The 19,004-nt window shown below is 35.9% G+C and carries 23 protein-coding genes; 6 read left to right on the forward strand and 17 right to left on the reverse strand.

Annotated elements, in window-relative coordinates:
- Positions 1 to 40: 40 nt before the first annotated feature.
- Positions 41 to 583 (forward strand): GNAT family N-acetyltransferase, encoded by a 543-nt coding sequence (locus ACIQYS_RS07955; protein WP_402977281.1) that lies wholly within the window; start codon positions 41 to 43, stop codon positions 581 to 583.
- Positions 584 to 719: 136 nt separating this feature from the next.
- Here the strand turns inward: ACIQYS_RS07955 and ACIQYS_RS07960 are convergent, their stop codons facing one another.
- The 3 genes from ACIQYS_RS07960 to ACIQYS_RS07970 all read right to left on the reverse strand — a co-directional run bounded on the left by ACIQYS_RS07960 (position 720) and on the right by ACIQYS_RS07970 (position 5,289).
- A complete protein-coding gene (locus tag ACIQYS_RS07960) occupies positions 720 to 1,136 on the reverse strand; it encodes a hypothetical protein (protein ID WP_402977284.1) in 417 nt (138 codons plus the stop codon).
- An 824-nt stretch (positions 1,137 to 1,960) separates the two neighbouring features.
- A complete protein-coding gene (gene acnA / locus ACIQYS_RS07965; protein ID WP_402977286.1) occupies positions 1,961 to 4,669 on the reverse strand; it encodes an aconitate hydratase AcnA in 2,709 nt (902 codons plus the stop codon).
- 116 nt (positions 4,670 to 4,785) lie between these two features.
- On the reverse strand, positions 4,786 to 5,289 hold the full coding sequence (locus ACIQYS_RS07970) for a DinB family protein (protein WP_402977289.1): 504 nt from the start codon (positions 5,287 to 5,289) through the stop codon (positions 4,786 to 4,788).
- Positions 5,290 to 5,418: 129 nt separating this feature from the next.
- Between ACIQYS_RS07970 and yfkAB the strand changes: the two genes are divergently transcribed.
- From yfkAB to ACIQYS_RS07985, 3 genes are all read left to right on the forward strand, one after another.
- Complete coding sequence (yfkAB, locus tag ACIQYS_RS07975) at positions 5,419 to 6,528, forward strand: radical SAM/CxCxxxxC motif protein YfkAB (RefSeq protein WP_402977294.1); 1,110 nt, start codon at positions 5,419 to 5,421, stop codon at positions 6,526 to 6,528.
- A 313-nt stretch (positions 6,529 to 6,841) separates the two neighbouring features.
- Entirely contained in the window at positions 6,842 to 7,390 is a 549-nt protein-coding gene (locus tag ACIQYS_RS07980) for a cysteine hydrolase family protein (RefSeq protein ID WP_402977299.1), read from the forward strand.
- Positions 7,391 to 7,470: 80 nt separating this feature from the next.
- Positions 7,471 to 7,719 (forward strand): GlsB/YeaQ/YmgE family stress response membrane protein, encoded by a 249-nt coding sequence (locus ACIQYS_RS07985; RefSeq protein WP_402977302.1) that lies wholly within the window; start codon positions 7,471 to 7,473, stop codon positions 7,717 to 7,719.
- Between the two features lie 21 nt (positions 7,720 to 7,740).
- Here the strand turns inward: ACIQYS_RS07985 and ACIQYS_RS07990 are convergent, their stop codons facing one another.
- Positions 7,741 to 8,436 (reverse strand): lytic transglycosylase domain-containing protein, encoded by a 696-nt coding sequence (locus ACIQYS_RS07990; protein ID WP_402977305.1) that lies wholly within the window; start codon positions 8,434 to 8,436, stop codon positions 7,741 to 7,743.
- Positions 8,437 to 8,615: 179 nt separating this feature from the next.
- Here ACIQYS_RS07990 and mscL point away from each other — a divergent pair, with 179 nt between their 5' ends.
- Entirely contained in the window at positions 8,616 to 8,999 is a 384-nt protein-coding gene (gene mscL, locus ACIQYS_RS07995; protein ID WP_402977307.1) for a large conductance mechanosensitive channel protein MscL, read from the forward strand.
- 25 nt (positions 9,000 to 9,024) lie between these two features.
- Here mscL and ACIQYS_RS08000 read toward each other — a convergent pair whose 3' ends face one another.
- The 4 genes from ACIQYS_RS08000 to ACIQYS_RS08015 all read right to left on the reverse strand — a co-directional run bounded on the left by ACIQYS_RS08000 (position 9,025) and on the right by ACIQYS_RS08015 (position 10,350).
- Positions 9,025 to 9,615 carry an SCO family protein gene (locus ACIQYS_RS08000; protein WP_402977309.1) on the reverse strand — a complete coding sequence of 197 codons (591 nt, stop codon included), beginning with the start codon at positions 9,613 to 9,615 and terminating at the stop codon, positions 9,025 to 9,027.
- Between the two features lie 105 nt (positions 9,616 to 9,720).
- Positions 9,721 to 9,843 (reverse strand): YvrJ family protein, encoded by a 123-nt coding sequence (locus ACIQYS_RS08005; protein ID WP_142605499.1) that lies wholly within the window; start codon positions 9,841 to 9,843, stop codon positions 9,721 to 9,723.
- A gap of 57 nt (positions 9,844 to 9,900) precedes the next feature.
- Entirely contained in the window at positions 9,901 to 10,113 is a 213-nt protein-coding gene (locus ACIQYS_RS08010; protein WP_402977314.1) for a DUF2922 domain-containing protein, read from the reverse strand.
- 21 nt (positions 10,114 to 10,134) lie between these two features.
- Positions 10,135 to 10,350 carry a DUF1659 domain-containing protein gene (locus ACIQYS_RS08015; RefSeq protein ID WP_402977317.1) on the reverse strand — a complete coding sequence of 72 codons (216 nt, stop codon included), beginning with the start codon at positions 10,348 to 10,350 and terminating at the stop codon, positions 10,135 to 10,137.
- A 116-nt stretch (positions 10,351 to 10,466) separates the two neighbouring features.
- Between ACIQYS_RS08015 and ACIQYS_RS08020 the strand changes: the two genes are divergently transcribed.
- The gene (locus ACIQYS_RS08020) at positions 10,467 to 10,922 is read left to right on the forward strand and encodes a DUF2621 domain-containing protein (RefSeq protein WP_402977604.1); all 456 of its coding nucleotides are present in this window, start codon (positions 10,467 to 10,469) and stop codon (positions 10,920 to 10,922) included.
- Positions 10,923 to 11,057: 135 nt separating this feature from the next.
- Here the strand turns inward: ACIQYS_RS08020 and ACIQYS_RS08025 are convergent, their stop codons facing one another.
- From ACIQYS_RS08025 to ACIQYS_RS08065, 9 genes are all read right to left on the reverse strand, one after another.
- Positions 11,058 to 11,546: a CcdC family protein gene (locus tag ACIQYS_RS08025; RefSeq protein WP_402977320.1), complete on the reverse strand. Its 489-nt coding sequence runs from the start codon at positions 11,544 to 11,546 to the stop codon at positions 11,058 to 11,060.
- A 33-nt stretch (positions 11,547 to 11,579) separates the two neighbouring features.
- A complete protein-coding gene (locus ACIQYS_RS08030; protein WP_402977323.1) occupies positions 11,580 to 11,954 on the reverse strand; it encodes a response regulator in 375 nt (124 codons plus the stop codon).
- Between the two features lie 19 nt (positions 11,955 to 11,973).
- Positions 11,974 to 12,684: a cytochrome c biogenesis CcdA family protein gene (locus tag ACIQYS_RS08035; protein ID WP_402977326.1), complete on the reverse strand. Its 711-nt coding sequence runs from the start codon at positions 12,682 to 12,684 to the stop codon at positions 11,974 to 11,976.
- 319 nt (positions 12,685 to 13,003) lie between these two features.
- Positions 13,004 to 13,354: a hypothetical protein gene (locus ACIQYS_RS08040; protein WP_402977329.1), complete on the reverse strand. Its 351-nt coding sequence runs from the start codon at positions 13,352 to 13,354 to the stop codon at positions 13,004 to 13,006.
- 166 nt (positions 13,355 to 13,520) lie between these two features.
- Complete coding sequence (locus ACIQYS_RS08045) at positions 13,521 to 15,305, reverse strand: ABC transporter ATP-binding protein (RefSeq protein WP_402977332.1); 1,785 nt, start codon at positions 15,303 to 15,305, stop codon at positions 13,521 to 13,523.
- Positions 15,305 to 17,059 (reverse strand): ABC transporter transmembrane domain-containing protein, encoded by a 1,755-nt coding sequence (locus ACIQYS_RS08050; protein WP_402977335.1) that lies wholly within the window; start codon positions 17,057 to 17,059, stop codon positions 15,305 to 15,307. Before ACIQYS_RS08050 ends, ACIQYS_RS08045 begins: the two co-directional genes overlap by 1 nt.
- Positions 17,060 to 17,264: 205 nt before the next feature.
- Positions 17,265 to 17,810, reverse strand: coding sequence for a histidine phosphatase family protein (locus ACIQYS_RS08055; protein WP_402977338.1), 546 nt, complete (start codon positions 17,808 to 17,810; stop codon positions 17,265 to 17,267).
- Complete coding sequence (locus tag ACIQYS_RS08060; RefSeq protein ID WP_402977341.1) at positions 17,779 to 17,928, reverse strand: DUF3885 domain-containing protein; 150 nt, start codon at positions 17,926 to 17,928, stop codon at positions 17,779 to 17,781. Before ACIQYS_RS08060 ends, ACIQYS_RS08055 begins: the two co-directional genes overlap by 32 nt.
- Before the next feature lie 91 nt (positions 17,929 to 18,019).
- Positions 18,020 to 18,844 carry a GNAT family N-acetyltransferase gene (locus tag ACIQYS_RS08065; protein WP_402977344.1) on the reverse strand — a complete coding sequence of 275 codons (825 nt, stop codon included), beginning with the start codon at positions 18,842 to 18,844 and terminating at the stop codon, positions 18,020 to 18,022.
- Positions 18,845 to 19,004: the final 160 nt, after the last annotated feature.

Below are 19,004 nucleotides of genomic sequence, written 5' to 3' on the forward strand. Positions count from 1 at the left end.
TCTTCATCATTATATGCTAGAAAGAGAGAGGAAGAATTAAATGGAATTTCCACTTTTACAAACGGATCGACTGAAATTGGTCGACATTACAGCAGAACATATAAACCATGTATTTTCTATCTTTTCAAACGAAAAAGTTACAAAATACTATGGTATGTCCCAATTTACTGAGACACAACAAGCTGCAAATCTAGTCAACTCATTCCAGAAAAATTTTCAAGAGAAACGGTCCATCCGTTGGGGTATTATTCTTAAAGAAACAGATGAATTTGTTGGAACTATTGGGTTGAACAATCTTCAAATAGCTAGTAGAAAGACAGAAATAGGATATGACTTGAATCCAGACTACTGGAGAAGAGGAATCATTAGTGAAGCTGCAAAGGCAGTTATTCAATATAGTTTTGACGAATTAGATTTATACCGGATAGGAGCAGTTACTTTCCCAGAGAATGAATCCTCTTATAAGCTATTATTAAAATTAGGTTTTCAAAAAGAAGGACTCTTAAGAGGTTATATTTATCAAAATGACAAATCCAATGATGCCTTTATTTACTCATTGCTTAGACCGGAGTGGAATTTTTAGTAGGATTAAAGGATTGCCCGGTTATGAACTAAGTGTAAATTTTCTCCATCTATCACTGCCTTACTTTAAAGAAGCCGAATAAAAAGTCGATCCCTGATTTCAGGAATGGATTTTTTGGATTGAAATTCGCTTTAAACTACCAGTTTGTGCTTGGGTCATTGCTTACCTTCACTTTAAATGCTTGCTTATATAAGTTATTTTTAACAACATAATCATTGAACATATCGTTGATTTCTTCCTGTCTTTTTTCGTTAGCTTCTTGATTAATTAGTACAAATTTAACTAAAATCTCATCTTTTGAAGTTATTCCTGCAAGAATATGATGCTCAAAACCTTTTTCATTTAATCTTTGTCCTACCTGGTCATACAAACCACCCTTTTCCATAAGCTTTAGTTGGAGAGTTTGTATTTCTAACGACCCACTTTGAAATAATGGGGAACAAATTTCGAGTACTGCCTTTGGATTATTAGTAAATAAAAAAAGAGATAGAAGAACAAGCGGAATAAGTGCACCCAGAATAAAAGCCATTTTTCTTATTTTCGATTGAGTCACTCCTACAACGTTTATTCTGATGATATGCTAGCAATTATGAAGCTATTCATATCAATGAGTAATAGCAATTGGTATTAATGTATGAGGCGACTTAGAATAGTACGTCGTAAAAAGCTCTATTAGGTTACAGCTATGATTTTCGCTGCAGGCGGACGCTTTCCGCGGGGTGAGCGATGAGCCTTCACCGCCGCTTGGGCGTGCGTTGTGAAGTCTCATCTGTCTCACTTGGATCCCGTCGGAGTCGCCGCCTTCCGCTGCAATCAAATAATTTGCTAGCTAATTAGCGGCACTGCTCTAAATTCAATCTTATGTAGTATTTCTTGAAAATTAAATCCAGTAAATGGATAAGAGCAACCAATCAGTTATTGAAAGCAATCAGTTCTATTCGGAAAGCAACTAATTTGCTAGTGAGAGCAATCAAATTACCAAGAAAGCAACCAAATTGCTGGTGAAAGCAACTAATTCTTAATATAACAAGTTTACTTGGAGTGAGCCGATAATGAATATGAAACATTATTCCAATAAGTGGTTCGATGAAACGAACTTTATTATAGTAAATACTCCAATTAATTGGAGACAGCATATTCTAACTAGGTTTAATAAATATTGCGAAATGGACTAGATAAATATGAATCTCTGATTAATGCAGACGCCAAATTAACAAGAAATTCCCATTGATTGAAGCGGAAAGCGTCCGCCCTGCAGCGGAGATCCAAGCGGTCACTTATTAGAGCTTTTTTAAGACGCATTATCCCTAAAATACGGCATTCTTCCATAAGAAAAGAGCCTAATTCAGCATAAGAATTAGGCTCTTTTCTATTTATTTATGCTTCTAGTACTTTATTACGTAGTACCATTTGAAGGATACCACCGTGACGGTAGTAGTCTACTTCTACTTCAGAGTCAAAACGAGCAAGTACATTGAATTGTTTTTCTGTACCGTCTTCTGCTTTTGCAGTCACTTGTAAAATATCACGAGGTTTAACACCTTCTGCTATATTTATACTAATTTCTTCTTTACCAGTTAGACCTAGAGATTCAGCATTTTCACCTGGTAAGAAATTAAGTGGTAAAACACCCATCATTACTAGATTTGAACGATGAATACGTTCAAAGCTTTCCGTAATTACAGCTTTAATGCCTAATAGGTTTGTTCCTTTAGCTGCCCAGTCACGAGATGATCCCATTCCGTAATCTTTTCCACCAAGTACTACTAATCCAGTACCCGTTTCTTGGTATTTCATCGCAGCATCATAAATTGGCATGATTTCACCAGTTGGCCAGTAAGTAGTGTATCCACCTTCTGTTCCTGGAGCAACTTGGTTACGAATACGGATGTTCGCGAATGTTCCGCGCATCATTACTTCGTGGTTACCACGACGAGAACCGTAAGAGTTGAAATCACGGATTTCTACACCATTTTCGCGCAAGTACTTACCAGCTGGTGTATCTTTACCAATCGCGCCTGCTGGTGAAATATGGTCAGTAGTGATAGAATCACCGAATTTTGCAACAACGCGAAGTCCAGCAAGCGTTTGAATATCACCAGGCTCCTTAGATAATCCTTGGAAGAATGGTGGGTTTTGAATATACGTTGATGTGTTATCAAACGTGTATAGAGATTCTGTTGAAGTTTCAATTGCATTCCATGCTTCGTTTTCGTCAAATACACGTGCATATTCTTTTTGGAATAATTCACGAGTAACTACTTTATTAAGCACTGCATTTACTTCATCAGTTGAAGGCCAGATGTCTGCAAAGAACACGTCATTGCCATCTTTGTCTTTACCTAATGAATCTTTTTGTAGATCGATATCTACTGTTCCAGCAAGTGCATAAGCAACAACTAATGGTGGTGAAGCCAAGTAGTTAGCTTTTACTAGTGGATGTACACGACCTTCAAAGTTACGGTTACCAGAAAGAACAGAAGTTACGAATAGATCTTCGTCAACGATTGCTTTTTCGATTTCAGGAAGTAATGGACCTGAGTTCCCGATACATGTTGTACAACCGTATCCTACTGTATTAAATCCAATTTGATCTAGGTATTGGTTTAATCCTGAATCTTGTAAATAACCAGTAACAACTTTTGAACCTGGTGCTAAAGATGTTTTTACGTAAGCTGGAACTGTTAATCCTTTTTCGACTGCTTTTTTTGCTACTAAACCAGCAGCTAGCATTACGTATGGGTTAGATGTATTTGTACAAGAAGTGATCGCAGCGATTGCTACAGCACCTGTTGGGATTGTTACATCACCATCTGCAAATTTAGCAGTTGCCGTTTTGTCGAACTCTTTTTCTGATAATCCGAAACCTTGTGTACCTTGTGGAGCAACAACTGCTTCATGGTAACGAGCTTTCATGTCAGAAAGTGGAATCAAATCTTGAGGACGTTTTGGTCCAGAAAGGTTTGCTTCGATATCTGCTAAGTTAATGTCGATTATGTCTGTGTAAACTGGCTCTAATGCTGGGTCAAAGAACATATCATTTGCTTTTAAATAAGCTTCTACTACAGCAATGTGCTCTTCATCACGTCCAGTTAAACGTAAGTAGTTAAGTGATTCTTCATCAATTGCGAAGTAACCACAAGTTGCACCATATTCAGGAGCCATGTTCGCAATTGTTGCACGGTCAGCTAGTGGTAATTTAGATACTCCAGGACCGAAGAATTCTACAAATTTACCAACTACCCCGCGCTGACGTAATACTTGTGTCACTTTAAGCGCTAAGTCAGTAGCAGTTGTTCCGTTTGGAAGATCTCCTACTAATTTAACTCCAATTACTTCTGGAATTGGGAAGTATGAAGGTTGTCCAAGCATTCCTGCTTCCGCTTCAATACCACCTACACCCCATCCTAATACACCAAGACCGTTAATCATTGTTGTATGAGAATCAGTACCTACTACTGAGTCAGGGAAAGTTTCTAATGTGCCATCTGCATCTTCATTCACATGCACGATTGGCGCCAAATATTCTAAGTTTACTTGATGAACAATACCAGTCGCTGGTGGAACAGCACGGAAATTGTTGTAAGAGGTTTGTGCCCATTTTAAGAATTTGTAACGTTCTGCATTTCGCTCAAATTCAAGGTCCATATTTACTTTTAGCGCTGTATCTGTACCGTATTTGTCTACTTGTACAGAGTGGTCAATTACAAGATCAACTGGAATAGCAGGGTTAATCTTGTCTGGGTTACCGCCCATTTCTTTCATCGCGGAACGTAATGACGCTAAATCAACTACTACTGGAACTCCAGTGAAGTCTTGTAGGACAACGCGAGATGGTTTAAATGGAACTTCCGCTTCTGTATTAGCGTCTTTCCCCCATTTTGCTAATTGGTTTACATGATCATCTTTGATTACATAGCCGTCATATTGACGTAGAACAGATTCTAATAATACTTTGATTGAATAAGGAAGGCGTGATACATTTGCGATTCCCGCTTCTTCTAATGCTGCTAAACGATAATAGTTATACTCTTTACCATTTACAGAAAAAGAAGCACGGCTGTTGTGTAAATTACTTTTTGCCATTACTATTCCTCCTAATGTCTATTGAAAAGACTCTATTCAAGTGACTTTTCTCCAATTTCAATCATACTCGAATAAAGTCGATAAGTAAATTACATTAAAATTATAATAAGCAATAATTATTTCTTATGACCTTTGATTATCTCGATTGTTTTTTCTAATTGCTTCAGATGTCTTTTCTCATGTAGACCTACAAATGGAAACCACTGAATAAGTGGAACTTGTCCAAAGATTGGATGTTTCAATGATTTTTTTTGCAACTCAATGAAGTTACTAGATGTATAGACAGTGAGTAACTCCATTCTAGCTGCATGAAGCAACGTTTTCATTTTTTCTTTCGTTTCATAATCCGGGGTAGGAACTGTATGGCGTGGTGCTTTTACTTTTATGAATCGCAATGTAGAAAGCTGAATTGGTTTTTTCTTTGCGTTCGGACTTTCTGGATTAGATAGTTGAGCTTTGATTCCTTTTGTAATGGTATGTTCCATTTTCACTAAATGATCGAGGATTTCTTTCGGTGACCAAGAGTTACTATGTGGTTTTTGGTTGAATTGCATGTCTGTTAATGTATCTACTTGTTGAAAAAGTGCTGCTCTAATTTCATTATTTTTTCCGATAAACATGTGATACCTCCACTCATATTTGGTTATATATGTTATACCCTATAGCTCTGCTACGCAATCTTACCGGTGAGTAATATTTTCATTTCTCCTAGAATATGAGACAATAATATATTGGAAAGGAAGATTTACATGATTACTAAAAACATAATGACACCAACAAATGATCCGTGGGAAGCTTATCGTGATATCGAAACACACGGAAAACTTACATTATCCAACATCGAATTCACTACAACCAATCTTTGTAATATGCGCTGTGCACATTGTGCAGTTGGATATACACTACAAACGAAAGATGATGATGCACTCCCTATCGATTTAATCATAACCAGACTAGAAGAAATTCCCCATCTAAAAACGATTAGTATTACAGGCGGAGAACCTATGCTTTCTAAGAAATCTGTCATGAATTATGTACTTCCACTTTTAAAGTATGCTAAAAGTCGCGGAGTGCGTACACAAATAAATTCAAACCTCACATTAGATCCAGAAAGATACTTACAAATAGCACCGTATTTGGACATTTTACATATTTCACATAACTGGGGAACGATAGATGAATTTGTCGAAACCGGCTTTGCGATGATGGAAAGAAAACCTACATATGAGCAACGTGCAAAGTTGTTCCAGCGAATGATCGACAATAGTCGAATGTTATCTGAAGCTGGTGTAATGGTTTCAGCGGAGACGATGCTAAACAAAAAAACACTTCCCTATTTAGAACACATCCATAAACAAGTAGTCGAAGAAATGAGATGTGCTAGGCATGAAATTCACCCAATGTACCCATCCGATTTTGCTAGTGCACTAACAACGCTTACTTTAGAAGAAACCCATGATGCGATAGAACAATTACTGGATTTTCGTGAGGAAGAGACATGGATGTTGTTTGGGACTTTGCCATTTTATCCTTGCAGTCAAAATGATAGAAGTTTAGAGCTTTTAAACAGATTAAACAACGCCAAAAATGTTTCGGTACGAAATGATCCGGATGGTAGATCTCGTTTAAATATAAATATTTTTTCTGGCGAAGTGATTGTAACCGATTTTGGAGACGCACCGCATTTAGGAAATATTCAAACGGATACACTTCCAGCTATTTTTGATAAATGGCTAGCTTCCCCACTATCTAAATCACTGAACTGTCATTGTCCGGCAGTAAAATGCCTAGGTCCTAATATTTTAGTGAAAAATATGTATTATAAAGAAACTGTGTTTGAAAGCGACTCTGTGAAGTAATTATAAAACGACCGAATGTGTATGCTACATTCGGTCGTTTTTCTTTTTAGATGCACTTCCATTTCTAGTGAATAGAAAATATATCTAATGCTAGGTTTAAAATGAAAATAGTGTGGAGAATCGCGAACCATACCCCTTGTTTATTTAACTTTTTTGTAACCTGACTGTCCATACTCTCCACTCCCCTTTTTTGTTATTATACTCGCAACTCTATGAAAATGCAAATTATTCCGAATAGTTAATTTACGTTTTATTGTAGATTTTTAATATGATTCATTCATACTAATAGTAATTAGGAAAGGAGTGTTGCAAAGTGAAAAAAGCATTACTAGTAGTTGACTATACGGTAGATTTTGTTGCAGATGATGGAGCACTTACATGTGGAAAACCAGGACAATTAATAGAAGAAGCGATTGTTTCCATTACGCAGGATTTTTTGAAAAACAATGAATTAGTCATCTTTCCGGTGGATTTACACGAAGTAAACGATCTATTTCATCCGGAAACGCAACTATTTCCTCCTCATAATATTCGTAACACGCCAGGTCGTACATTATATGGGGACCTAAAAAATGTGTTTGAAGCGAATCGAAATAAAATTATTTGGATGGATAAAACGCGTTATAGTTCTTTTGCTGGAACGAATCTGCATTCATTATTACGTGAACGTCAGATTGAAGAAGTACATATCGTTGGAGTATGTACAGATATTTGTGTGTTGCATACAGCGGTGGATGCGTATAATTTAGGCTTTTCGATTGTTATTCATGAGTCGGCAGTTGCAAGCTTTAATCAGCAAGGACACGAGTGGGCTTTAGGGCATTTCACGAGTACGTTAGGTGCTAAAGTAATAAAAAAATAATGCTGACATGTTTAGTTCTTCTTCAGTTTGGATATATAAAGAATGTACAACACAACATTCTTACAAGGAGATGAATGAACATGGGATTCATATTATATTTAATAATCGGTGGTATTATTGGATGGTTAGCAGGATTAATATTAGGTAAAGACATTCCGGGAGGTATTATTGGTAATATCATTGCGGGTATCATTGGTGCTTGGATAGGTGGGCTAATCTTACCAGACTTTGGTCCAGTAATTTGGGATATGGCTATTATTCCCGCATTAATCGGTGCTATTATTTTAGTATTCATTTTAAGTCTCATACTAAAATCTATGCGTAAATAAGCAAAAGGATGGACGCTTACATTAGGGTCCATCCTTTTTTTCTGTTTGTAAAGCAGATGCAGCTTGGAGCGCTTGCAACTGACTTTCATATAAATTGTAAAAATACAACACATCTTCTACATATTTATCACTACGGTTATAATTAAAAATTGCCTTTTCTAATTCCCCATCTGCTGCTCCGCTTGCAGCTAAATAGTTTGCTGCACTGAAAATAGCATCTTCTATATCATATGGATCGGCTATTCCATCCCCATTTGCATCTACACCATATCCACCATATGCCTCAATAATTGCTGGGTTGACTTTATCTTCGTCGGGGATATCGCCTTGTCCTAATCCATTACAACTCGGATGTGACCAACCTACAAACGTACATGGCATGAATTGCATATGTCCTTCTGCTCCAACAGGAGAAAGCAATGGATCCATTGTTGAAAATATAGTTTCTATGCGGTGATGAGCTGCAAGTAGCGTCCATGGTACACCATAAATCTCTCCTGCCTCTTGATAAATTGCAATATATTCCTCGGGGATATCTAGTTTTTCTTGGGAAAATGATTTTATATGAATAGATTCTGCCCATTCTAGCACTACTGGTATCTTTCTTAATTCATTCCAACCTATAATCAATAGTACATACACCGTAATCGTAATAGGAAGGAGTAAAATAATTATCCAAGCTTTAGCTTTATAGGTTGTTCCCTTGTTTTTCTTCATAGTACGTTATTCACCTATTTCATGAAATCTTTTTTTGTCATCGTCTATCATACCCGTCTTTCACTCAAAGAAAACAATAGCATGTTTTCATAAAAAAAAATAGTCGAAAGATGTCGAAGAAATTACTATACAAGGATTTTCTTTTTTTGTAGTATGGCAGTATGGAGGTGATAATATATATGTGGAAAGACTTTAAAGAGTTTGCCTTTAAAGGAAATGTACTAGATTTAGCTGTGGCAGTTGTTATTGGTGCTGCTTTTGGGAAAATTGTTTCTTCATTAGTAGAAAATATTATTACCCCGTTAGTTGGACTTCTTTTAAATGGTGTTAAATTCACCTCTTTGTCATTTAAGTACAAGGAAACTGAAATTTTATACGGAAACTTTATCCAATCTGTTTTTGATTTTCTAATCATTTCATTTTCTATTTTCTTATTTGTTCGCCTGTTATCTAAATTTAAACGAAAAAAAGAAGTTATTGTTGAAGAAGCTCCTCCTATAGATTCGAAAGAAGTGTTATTGGAAGAAATTAGAGACTTATTAAAAAAGCAAAATAATGCATAAAAAAAGAACCCGATGTGGGTTCTTTTTATTTTCCATCAGTGATTAATGTTTCTACATCCATCACAATTTCTTCTTTTGGTACATCTTTAAAACCATTATAGTTTTTGACAACGACCCCGTTTTGATTGACTAAAAAGAAAGATACACCGTGCATTACTTCATTTGTATTCGGGTTTTTTATAGCAGCTGTTTTGAAATTATTCGCAGCAAAATTTTTAATATCTTCTTGTGAATAACCAGTTAAAAGGTTCCACTTACTTTCGTCTGCTACTTCAAAGTTTCCAATATATTCTTGTAAAACTTCGGGAGTGTCAAATTCAGGATCTGCACTGAATGAAACGATTTTATAATCTTCTATCCCTTTATCTTCAAGCGCTTTTTGAATATCACTCATATTAAAAGTCATTAATGGACATTCCGTTGTACAATTCGTATAGATGAAATTTGCTAGCCAAACAGTTCCTTTTAAATCATCTAGTGACACAGTTTCCCCACGTTGGTTTTCGTAATTGAAATCTTCTACTTTCCAATTCGTTTGTGCTTCAAAATTACTTCCACTTCCGCACCCTGCAAGTATAAGCAAGGTAATGGATAGCATTGCTAATAATTTTTTCATGAAATGAGACCTCTCTTTTCTATTATAGCCTTATCTTAACGAAACAACTTGTTTCATTCAACTACATCAGCTTCTATTAATTCAACAGTTTTGTGAATAGAGGAGTTACTTTAAGGATAGTAGTGCATTTTTAATTTCTTCAAGTTTACTTTCCACTCGGTGCATCAAGTAAAATGACACGAAAATTGGAAAGCCAACATCTTGAATAACTGCAAGCCATTGTTCCATTCATATTCCTCTCCCTTTTAAAAAATGACTCTCCATTGCGCGGAGAGTCATTCTACATTAGATAATAGTTATCACATTTCGTTCTACTACTTTTGCGCTTTTTACGAGTGCAAGGGGGGCCCCTTCCACCTGAAAAACATTACTACTAATAATTGTGTCCATCCCTGTTTGTATTTCTTCTGAAGTTAGTGACTCTTTTGGTTCATCAACCGATATCGTAATGTTTTTTCCGTTTGCCGCTTCGAATTGTAACTGCAATGTTTTAGCCATGCTGGTTCCTCCTTATGGTTATTAGTTTAAGTTCAATGTTTCGATTTTTTCTGCACCGATATAGGGGCTGTTTGTAAAGCTTGTTAATGTGGCTGCTACTAATTCCAATTGATCCGCTGTTACTACACCTTGTACATTGCGATACGTTTTCGATTTTGTCTTCATCTTACCATCTTCTGTCAAACCACCTTCATAAATTAATTTAAATACCGCTTGTTTATGTTCTAAGTTCGCCATGTGTATCACCTCCTTTCAACTAGTAGATAGAAAGTTTTTGATCGAAAGGATACATTCCTAGTGAAATATTTTTCAGAACATCTTATACTAATGGTAAGAAGATTGAGGTGAATAGATTGTTAAATGGTTGGTTTTTATGGTTTATACTTTTTTGGGTTGTCGTACTCATATCATTAATGGCTATTGGTGGCTTTTTTATGTTCCGAAAGTTTTTAAAGGCTCTACCAAAAGATGACGGAAAGTCCGTGCTAGATTGGGAAGAATACTATGTCAACAACACGATACATTTATGGAATGAAGACCAAAAAATGCTGTTAAATGAATTAGTCAGCCCAGTGCCAGAGCTTTTCAGACCGGTAGCGAAGCAAAAAATCGCAGGTAAAATTGGGCAGTTAGCATTAGAGGAAAAAGCAACCGCGATTACACGGGAACTATTAGTGCGCGGTTATATTATTGCTACGCCTAAGCGAGATCACAAATTCCTGCGCAAAAAACTAGCGGAATTGAAAATTGATGTTACACCATATGAACAGTTTTTCGAGCTATCAGCGGATATGCCTAGAGGCAAATAAGAAAAGCGAGCATCCCTATATAAGGAATGCTCGCTTTCTATTTAAAGAGATAAGAATTATCGATCTAGCTCCAGCGCAAAGCTCGTCGCAGAAAAGCGTGCCTGACCGGGGCAGATATAGGCGCTTGCGCTTTTCTTATAAACTTACTTCTTTTTGTAGTTTCCTAAATTGCATGTACATCGCAACTCTCCATGGAACAATCATACCGAATGCTAATATCCAAAACATGCCACTAAGTGCCCCAACATCAATGGTTGAACTAAGCACTAGTTTTCCAATGATACGCACGATTAACAATCCGAACAAGATAAAGATAAATGCTTTTGATTGCTTCAAATAGATTTTGCCATCTCTTCGCTCGAATTTGGAAGTCCAAATAAGCACGGTGGAGAACAATATTCCAGCAATGATTGCTTCTAAAAATTCCAAACCTGTTACTCGAAAAAAAGGAAAGATAAACATTAGTGCTCCAGTAGACATGAAGAGTGGAGGCAATAATATTTTTTTTACACTTGCCGGTCGTTTAGCAGATTTCGCTCTGATCGTCGTAACGGCAATTCCCATTCCAATCGCAAACACCGTGGAAACAATTAGCATGACATTCGGTGAAATTTTTTCAAACATTGTATACATCCTATCCTTCAATTTCAAATATATCTAATCTGACTCTGCTGTTACATTCTGTAGCACTTGCACCATTTGTTCCGGATTAAATGGTTTTGTAATGAAATCTTTGGCGCCAAATTCAAGTGCATCTACTATTAGTTTTTGTTGTCCTAGTGCTGTAACCATCACTATTTTCGCGTCTGGATGCTCGGAAATAATTGCTTTTACTGCTTCAATCCCTGTCATGCCAGGCATAGTAATATCCATCGTTACAACATCTGGTAATAACTTTCTATACATTTCAACTGCTTCTAGTCCATTAGCCGCTTCACCAATTATGTCAAATTGATGTTCCTCCAGCATTCTTTTAATCGTGGTCCGCATGAAGATTGCATCATCCACTACTAATACTGTTATCACACTCATGCCCCCTCAACAATGAAATTTAAAATCCTGTAAAATTACCAAAAATCGGACTTAAAATCCGTATTATATACTCTAAACCGTCAAAAAACAATAAAATCCCAAGGGCAATCATAATATATCCGCCTACTTTTACGATTATATTACTGTTTTTGCGGATCCAGTTAAGTCTTGTAACAAAGAAAGATAATACGAAAAATGGAATCGCAAATCCTAACACGTATGTGAGCATATACCATATTCCAACATCTGGATTTGATCCAGCCATTACGATTACTGCCGCTAATATTGGTCCTGTACACGGGGTCCAACCTGCTGCAAAGGCCATTCCTATTAAAATGGTTCCCAAAAATCCAGAAGGACGATTTTTAAATTGAAGGCGCTTTTCTTTCATTAGAAATGCCGGATTAAATATACCAACAATGATTAATCCAAAAATGACGATAAAAATTGCCCCAACTTGACGGAGCAGATCTCCATATTGGATAAAGAAGGTGCCTACTAAGGATGTTGCGAATCCTATAGCAATAAATATAATGGAAAATCCTAACAAAAAGAATAATGTATGTAGCATTCCTCTTCGTTGCATTAACTTTCTGTCTGTTTTGATTTCTTCTAGTGACATCCCTGTAATATAAGATAAAAATGCTGGATACAAAGGCAATGTACAGGGAGAGATAAAGCTTAAAAATCCTGCACCAAATGCCAAGAATAAATTTATATCGGTACTCACGGCTGTCTTCCTTTCCGATTTACTGTCCCTATCGTACCAAATTATATGCACTTTTACTCTACTAATGCCTGTGGCAGCTTTTCGACTCTTTAAGTAAATTTTCTTCTTCTACCACTTCATATGATAGCAAGTATATTTGATGCTATAGGTTTTATTAATTATAAATAATAAGACTTTTTAAGTTTAACAAATCTCTCACCTTTAAGAAAGACTTGAATACTAAATTATTTGGGCAATGGACGGATAAAGACTTTATAGCACTACCGAAAAAAATTCACCTTCATAGTAGGTGAATTTCAAGTTTATATTAAGATTTTTTTCAAAACTGCAGTGCATGTATCATTTCATGAGCTGCTACAGCTAATTCTTCATACGTTGTTTCTGCTTGTTGAGCATTAACTTCGGCTTCATAGTCTGTTCTTGTACCTGCAAAAACTGCTCCAAATAAAGCAACTTTTCTTTGAAATACATGAACCTCTTTTAAGCTTTCTATTGTAGAATTCATATATGTATACACATTGAAAGAATGTTGGTTCGCACAATATCTTTCATATAAATCAGAGCGTTCTTTCCCTGTTTTCGTAGTAATCTGCTCTAATTCTTTTGCACATGCTAACACGTTCTGTCCTTGGTCAGCAACTAGTTTTGCACATTCATTTATTGAATACATTGACATTACGACCTTTCTTTTTTCAACTATTATTGTAGCACAACAGAAAAATGTTCACTTGCTTGGTGATTGGTTCATAGCGAAAAACTCTTCAATTGTTATACTATCTAATTAAAATAAACCAGCAAAGAGTCTTAACTCTTGCTGGTTAGTTTGGGAGTAATAGCTATGCAATATCATTCACTACATTATTCTGTAAAAGATACATCTTATGGTATAAACCTTTTTGGTTCAGTAGTTCCTGATGAGTCCCTCGTTCTACTATTTCCCCATGATGTAGTACAAGTATAAGTTCGGCATCTTGAATCGTACTCAAACGATGGGCGATTGCAATGGTTGTACGACCTTTTCTCATCTTCTCTAAACTACTCTGGATCGCTACTTCAGTTTCGGTATCGATATTGGCTGTTGCTTCATCCAGCACTAGGATTTTAGGATTCGTGGCGATTGTACGCGCAAAAGCAACTAATTGTCTTTGACCGCTTGAAAATGTGGAACCTCTCTCCGTTACTTTTTGGTTGTACGAATTTGGAAGCTTTTCGATAAATGTATTTGCTTGCACAAATTCTGCAGCAGCCTTTACTTCCTCCTCGGTCATTTCGTTATTATGTAACCGAATATTATTTTCGATATCCCCATAAAACAAAAATGGATCTTGCAGTACAAGCCCTACTTTTTCTCTGATTTCTTCTGTCTGAAAGTCTTTCACAGAATGTCCATCAATTTTAATATCACCTTGTTCAAACTCATAAAAACGCATAAGCAAGTTGATAATTGAACTTTTCCCACTTCCTGTATGTCCTACTAAAGCTACTGTTTGACCTGGTTCTGCAGTAAACGAAATATTCTTTAACACATTCGTTTGACCATTATATGAAAAAGTAACGTTTTGAAATTCGATTTTTCCTTGTTCAATTTTAGCACTAGCTACGTCCTTTTGAGATGGAGCCAAGTCTTCTTCATCTAGCAACTTGAATACACGAGAAGCCGCAACAATTGCTTGTTGGAAAATCGATAAACGCTGCATTACTTGATTGATAGGCTCAAAGAAACGATCAATATAAGTGACAAATGCATATATCACCCCAACTTCTACCACATTGTTCATAGAAGTAATTCCAAAGTAGCTAAGGATCATAATAATCGCTAAAGCATACACTAAATCGATTGCTGGACGAAGAAGTAAACTATCCAGTCTTATATTACGTTTTCCTGCATTCCAGTGCTTATCATTAATTTCATTAAACTCATCTTGCAAACGATCTTCTTGCCGAAATGCTTGAATCATCGTCATCCCTTGTAATGATTCTGCAAGCTTCGCGTTAAGCTGACTTAGCCGTTCGCGCAAATCTTGGTAAACAACTGAACTATATTTTCGATAAGTGCGGATTATTATAAATAGTATTGGTAATAAAATCGTCGTGACTAACGCCAATTTCACATTCAATATAAACATCGCCACATATACACCTATGATTAAAAAACCACTCTGAACAAATGCTACTAACACACTAACGAACATATCTTTTATTGCTTCTGTATCATTTGTCACGCGGGATACGATACTTCCAGCTGGTGTCTTATCAAAGTAGCGCATTCCTAGTTTATGCACTTTCGAAAAAACGTCAATCCGCATTTGTTGGATGATTTTCAAAGCAATTTCTTGAAATCTGAGTAATTGAAAGTAACTGACAATAACATTTCCAACTTGAATAAAAATGTATCCAAGTGCCAGCCCTAAAATCGGACCTGTCGGAAAATATTCTGGTGTTAAATAATCATCCATGAATGTTTTGATTAAATAAGGGCCAAGAATGTCACCTAACACGGTTAAGATTAGTAAAAATAATGCAAGTGTAATAACTTTTTTATGTGGTTTTAAGTAGATGAGCAATCGTTTGAAAACGATCCACTGATCTTTACCAGACAATTTAAGTTGTTTTTCCTCCATTATGCTTCACCACCCTTTTCCACTAAAGTTTCGAGTTGCTGTAATTGATACATTTCAAAATACACGCCTTTTAACTCCATCAATTGTTCATGGGAACCTTTTTCAACTACTGTACCTTCACTCATGACAATAATTTGATGGGCATGCTGAATTGCACTTAATCGATGAGAAGTAATGATCGTCGTTTGATCCGTACGATTTGCTTTTAATGCTTCTAAAATCGCTTCTTCTGTACGTGCGTCTACAGCCGACAATGAATCGTCGAGAATTAGCAGCTCTGGCTCCATCATTAGGGCTCGAGCAATAGAAATCCGTTGTTTTTGGCCACCCGAAAGTGACACTCCACGCTCACCAACGATTGTATTATAGCCATCGGTAAACTGCAGAATATCCTCATGGATATATGCAATTTTTGCCGCATCATATATTTCTTTCATGGAAGCACCTGCATTTGCAAACGCAATATTTCCTGCAACCGTTGTAGAGAAAAGGAAATGATCTTGCGGTACGTATCCAATCGCTTCTCGCAAATTTCTTTTCTTATATGCATCTATTGCATGTTCACCATATACAATTTGTCCTTCGTATCCTTCAAACTCTCTCATTAACAACTTTAAAATCGCTGTTTTTCCGGCTCCAGTTTTACCGACAATTCCTAATGTTTCTCCTCGTTTAAGCGTGAAATGTACATCACGAATCGCAGCTCGATCGTCTCCTGGAAATTTAAACTCCTGGATGTTAAATTGAATATCTCCCTTTGGCGTTATTTCCAGTGCTCCTACTTTATCATCAATCTCAATCTTTTCTTCTAACAAACTCGTTATACGATCATAGGAAGCACGGCCTCGCTCTACTATATTAAATAACCAACCAAATGCTAGCATTGGCCAAACAAGTAGCCCTAAATACGATGTAAATGCAAACAAATCACCGATTGACATATCCCCTGCAAGGATAAAGCGAGTACCAAACACGATAGATAGGAAGAAACACATACCAACTATTAATGAAATCGTTGGGTCAAACAATGAATCTATTTTCGCTACACGAATATTTTTATCTACTACTTCTTGAGATAACTGAACAAAATCTTCTGTATCTTCTTTTTCTTGACCAAATGTTTTAATCACCTTAACTCCAGATATGCTTTCTTGTGTTTTGTCATTTAAGCTGGAAAATGCTTCTTGAGCATAACGAAAACGTTGATGTAGCAGTTTCCCGTAATAACTTGTTAAGATTGCCATAAGCGGTAGTGGAATAAGTGCGATTAACGTCAACTTCCAGTTAATCGTAATGGCCATTGCCGCAATAACAAACCCACCTGTTGTGATGGAATCGACAAGCGTCAATACGCCTGCTCCCGCTGTCTGCTGAACAGCGGATAAATCATTCGTTGCATGTGCCATTAAATCTCCTACGCGTTTTTTCTGATAAAACGAAGGAGCCATTTTCGTAAAGTGGCGAAACAATCTTTCTCTCAATTGTCGCGCTAAAAAAATGGAAGAACCGAAAATCATAATGCGCCAATAGTACCTTAAAATGTACATACCAATAGCTGCTGCAGCTAAAATTGCCAGCCATTTCGTTAAGGTAGAAATCGTTAATGTACCAACACTAATTTCATCTACAACATACCCAATAATTTTAGGCGGGATCAGCTGCAAGAAAGCAACGAACATAAGCATAATAATGCCCAATAAGTATTGCTTTTTTCTCTCTTTAAAAAACCATCCTAAATCCAAAAATACTTTCACGTTATTTCCTCCATGCTTCTATAGTAAGACTTAACTAGTTTAGCAAATGTTCATACATTTCGGAAGACAAGAAGGAAAAATAATTCGGAAGTTGAAGTTTTTTCTCTTAAAAGTACTGGTATTTTGAAATAAATGAAAAAAGCAAAAAGAAAAACGCTAAATTTTTCTTCTTGCTTATTCTTTATATAGCTTTTACACAATTCTTCTATTTTGAATTCCATATCCGCTTAAATGTTTTTTTACCTTCTTGAACTTCAATCAAATAGATATCTGGATTCGTTAATGTCTGCCACTGATCAAATCCAAAGTGATCATCCATACTGTTTAATAATAAAGACATAATAGCCCCATGTGTGACGAGAATGACATTTTCTGCAGGGGAATTTATCACTTCCTCAAAGACTGAGCTGATTCTAAATAGCGCTTCATTACTAGATTCGCCCCCGATGAATGTTAAAGATTTGTCTTGAAAGGTCATATTAAGCTTATCAAGCCAATCTGTGTAGTTCTCCGTACTTAAAATCCGTTCAGAAAGTCTAGTATCTTTTATGATTTCAATTCCTTTAAATTCACCCAAAGGTTCAATTGATTGAACTGCTCTTATATAATGACTAGATATTATTTGGTCGATTTTCACATGTTCAAAATAGTCTCGCAGCATTAGCGCTTGAGTTAAACCTTCAGAGGTTAGCTTGGCGTTTTCTTCCTGCCCCTCCGCTTTACAATGCCTGATTATATATATTCTTTTCACCGTAATAACACCTCATCTTTTTTTCTCTATCAAAATCTATTATCCAGTCTTTATATGTATCATACATAGTTCGAGTGGACTCTGAAAAAGTAGCGATCAAATCGCATCCACGGTCCACGTACTTTCTTCCTTACCTTCTTGCAAAATTCCTGATGCTTCTTCTATGTAAACAGTAAATTGGCAATAATAATTATTGAGTTGAAAAAAAATTACTTCAACGGAAATTCATATCCTATATAATTAAATACATTTTTGAATCCTATATTTTCTGCAACTGCAATTGACGGCTTGTTTGATTCCATGCAATCCCAATACGGAATAATATTATTATTCAAACATTCTTTTACAAAAGATAGAGCTGTTATTTGGGCCAACTTTTTTCCTTGGTGCCCTTCTAAAGTTTCTATATCTATACAGTGTACATTTTCAACGACAAAACCTGAAAAACAAACACTTACAATTTCATCTTTGTAAACCGTACAATAACCAATACCGGAACTAAAGAACCTATCAGGCGAAGACCAATACTCTAAAATTTTGGAGTGTAAAAATTCAATGTTTTTGTAATCATTGTTTTCAAAGAGAGTTTTACAAATTTTCATAACCTTATATTCTTGTTCAATGGCAAGTTCATAGTTACATTTATAATTATCCTTTTGTAGCGTATATACCCTCTGATTCCAACTTCCTAATTTCCGGCTTTTAAATATTTTTTTAATAGTTGTATTCCATTTTCTGTGATTACCGATACCTTCAAACCATGCCAATCCAACTTCTATTGCTTCTGGTATGATTATCTTATCAATAAAATTATTTAACTCGGTATTAAACCCTTCATTTTTTTCATCCCCAATAAAGATAAAGCCATCGTTATTACCTAACCAAATAAGTCCAGAAGTAGGGGAATCAATATCATCTACAAATACACGACCTGGATTTACCCCTGCAATTATTGCTTTTGCTTCTAATTGGCCATGCTCATATAACAAATCTTTACACTTATAGAATTCAACCTTCTTTAACTCTGAAATCATGCGCTTCCCTCCTCACCTAACAATAATTTTACCGTTTTAACAAGATTTTTCTTCAAACTAAATTGCTCTGGTAGTTCAAGTGAATCTTTTACAATACTCAAAAATATTTTAACATAAAATTATCACTTTTCTTATAGAAAATTTTGAATTGTATAATAAC

This window comes from Psychrobacillus sp. NPDC096426 (genome assembly GCF_044762745.1).
In the GTDB taxonomy this organism is placed as follows: Bacteria; Bacillota; Bacilli; order Bacillales_A; family Planococcaceae; genus Psychrobacillus.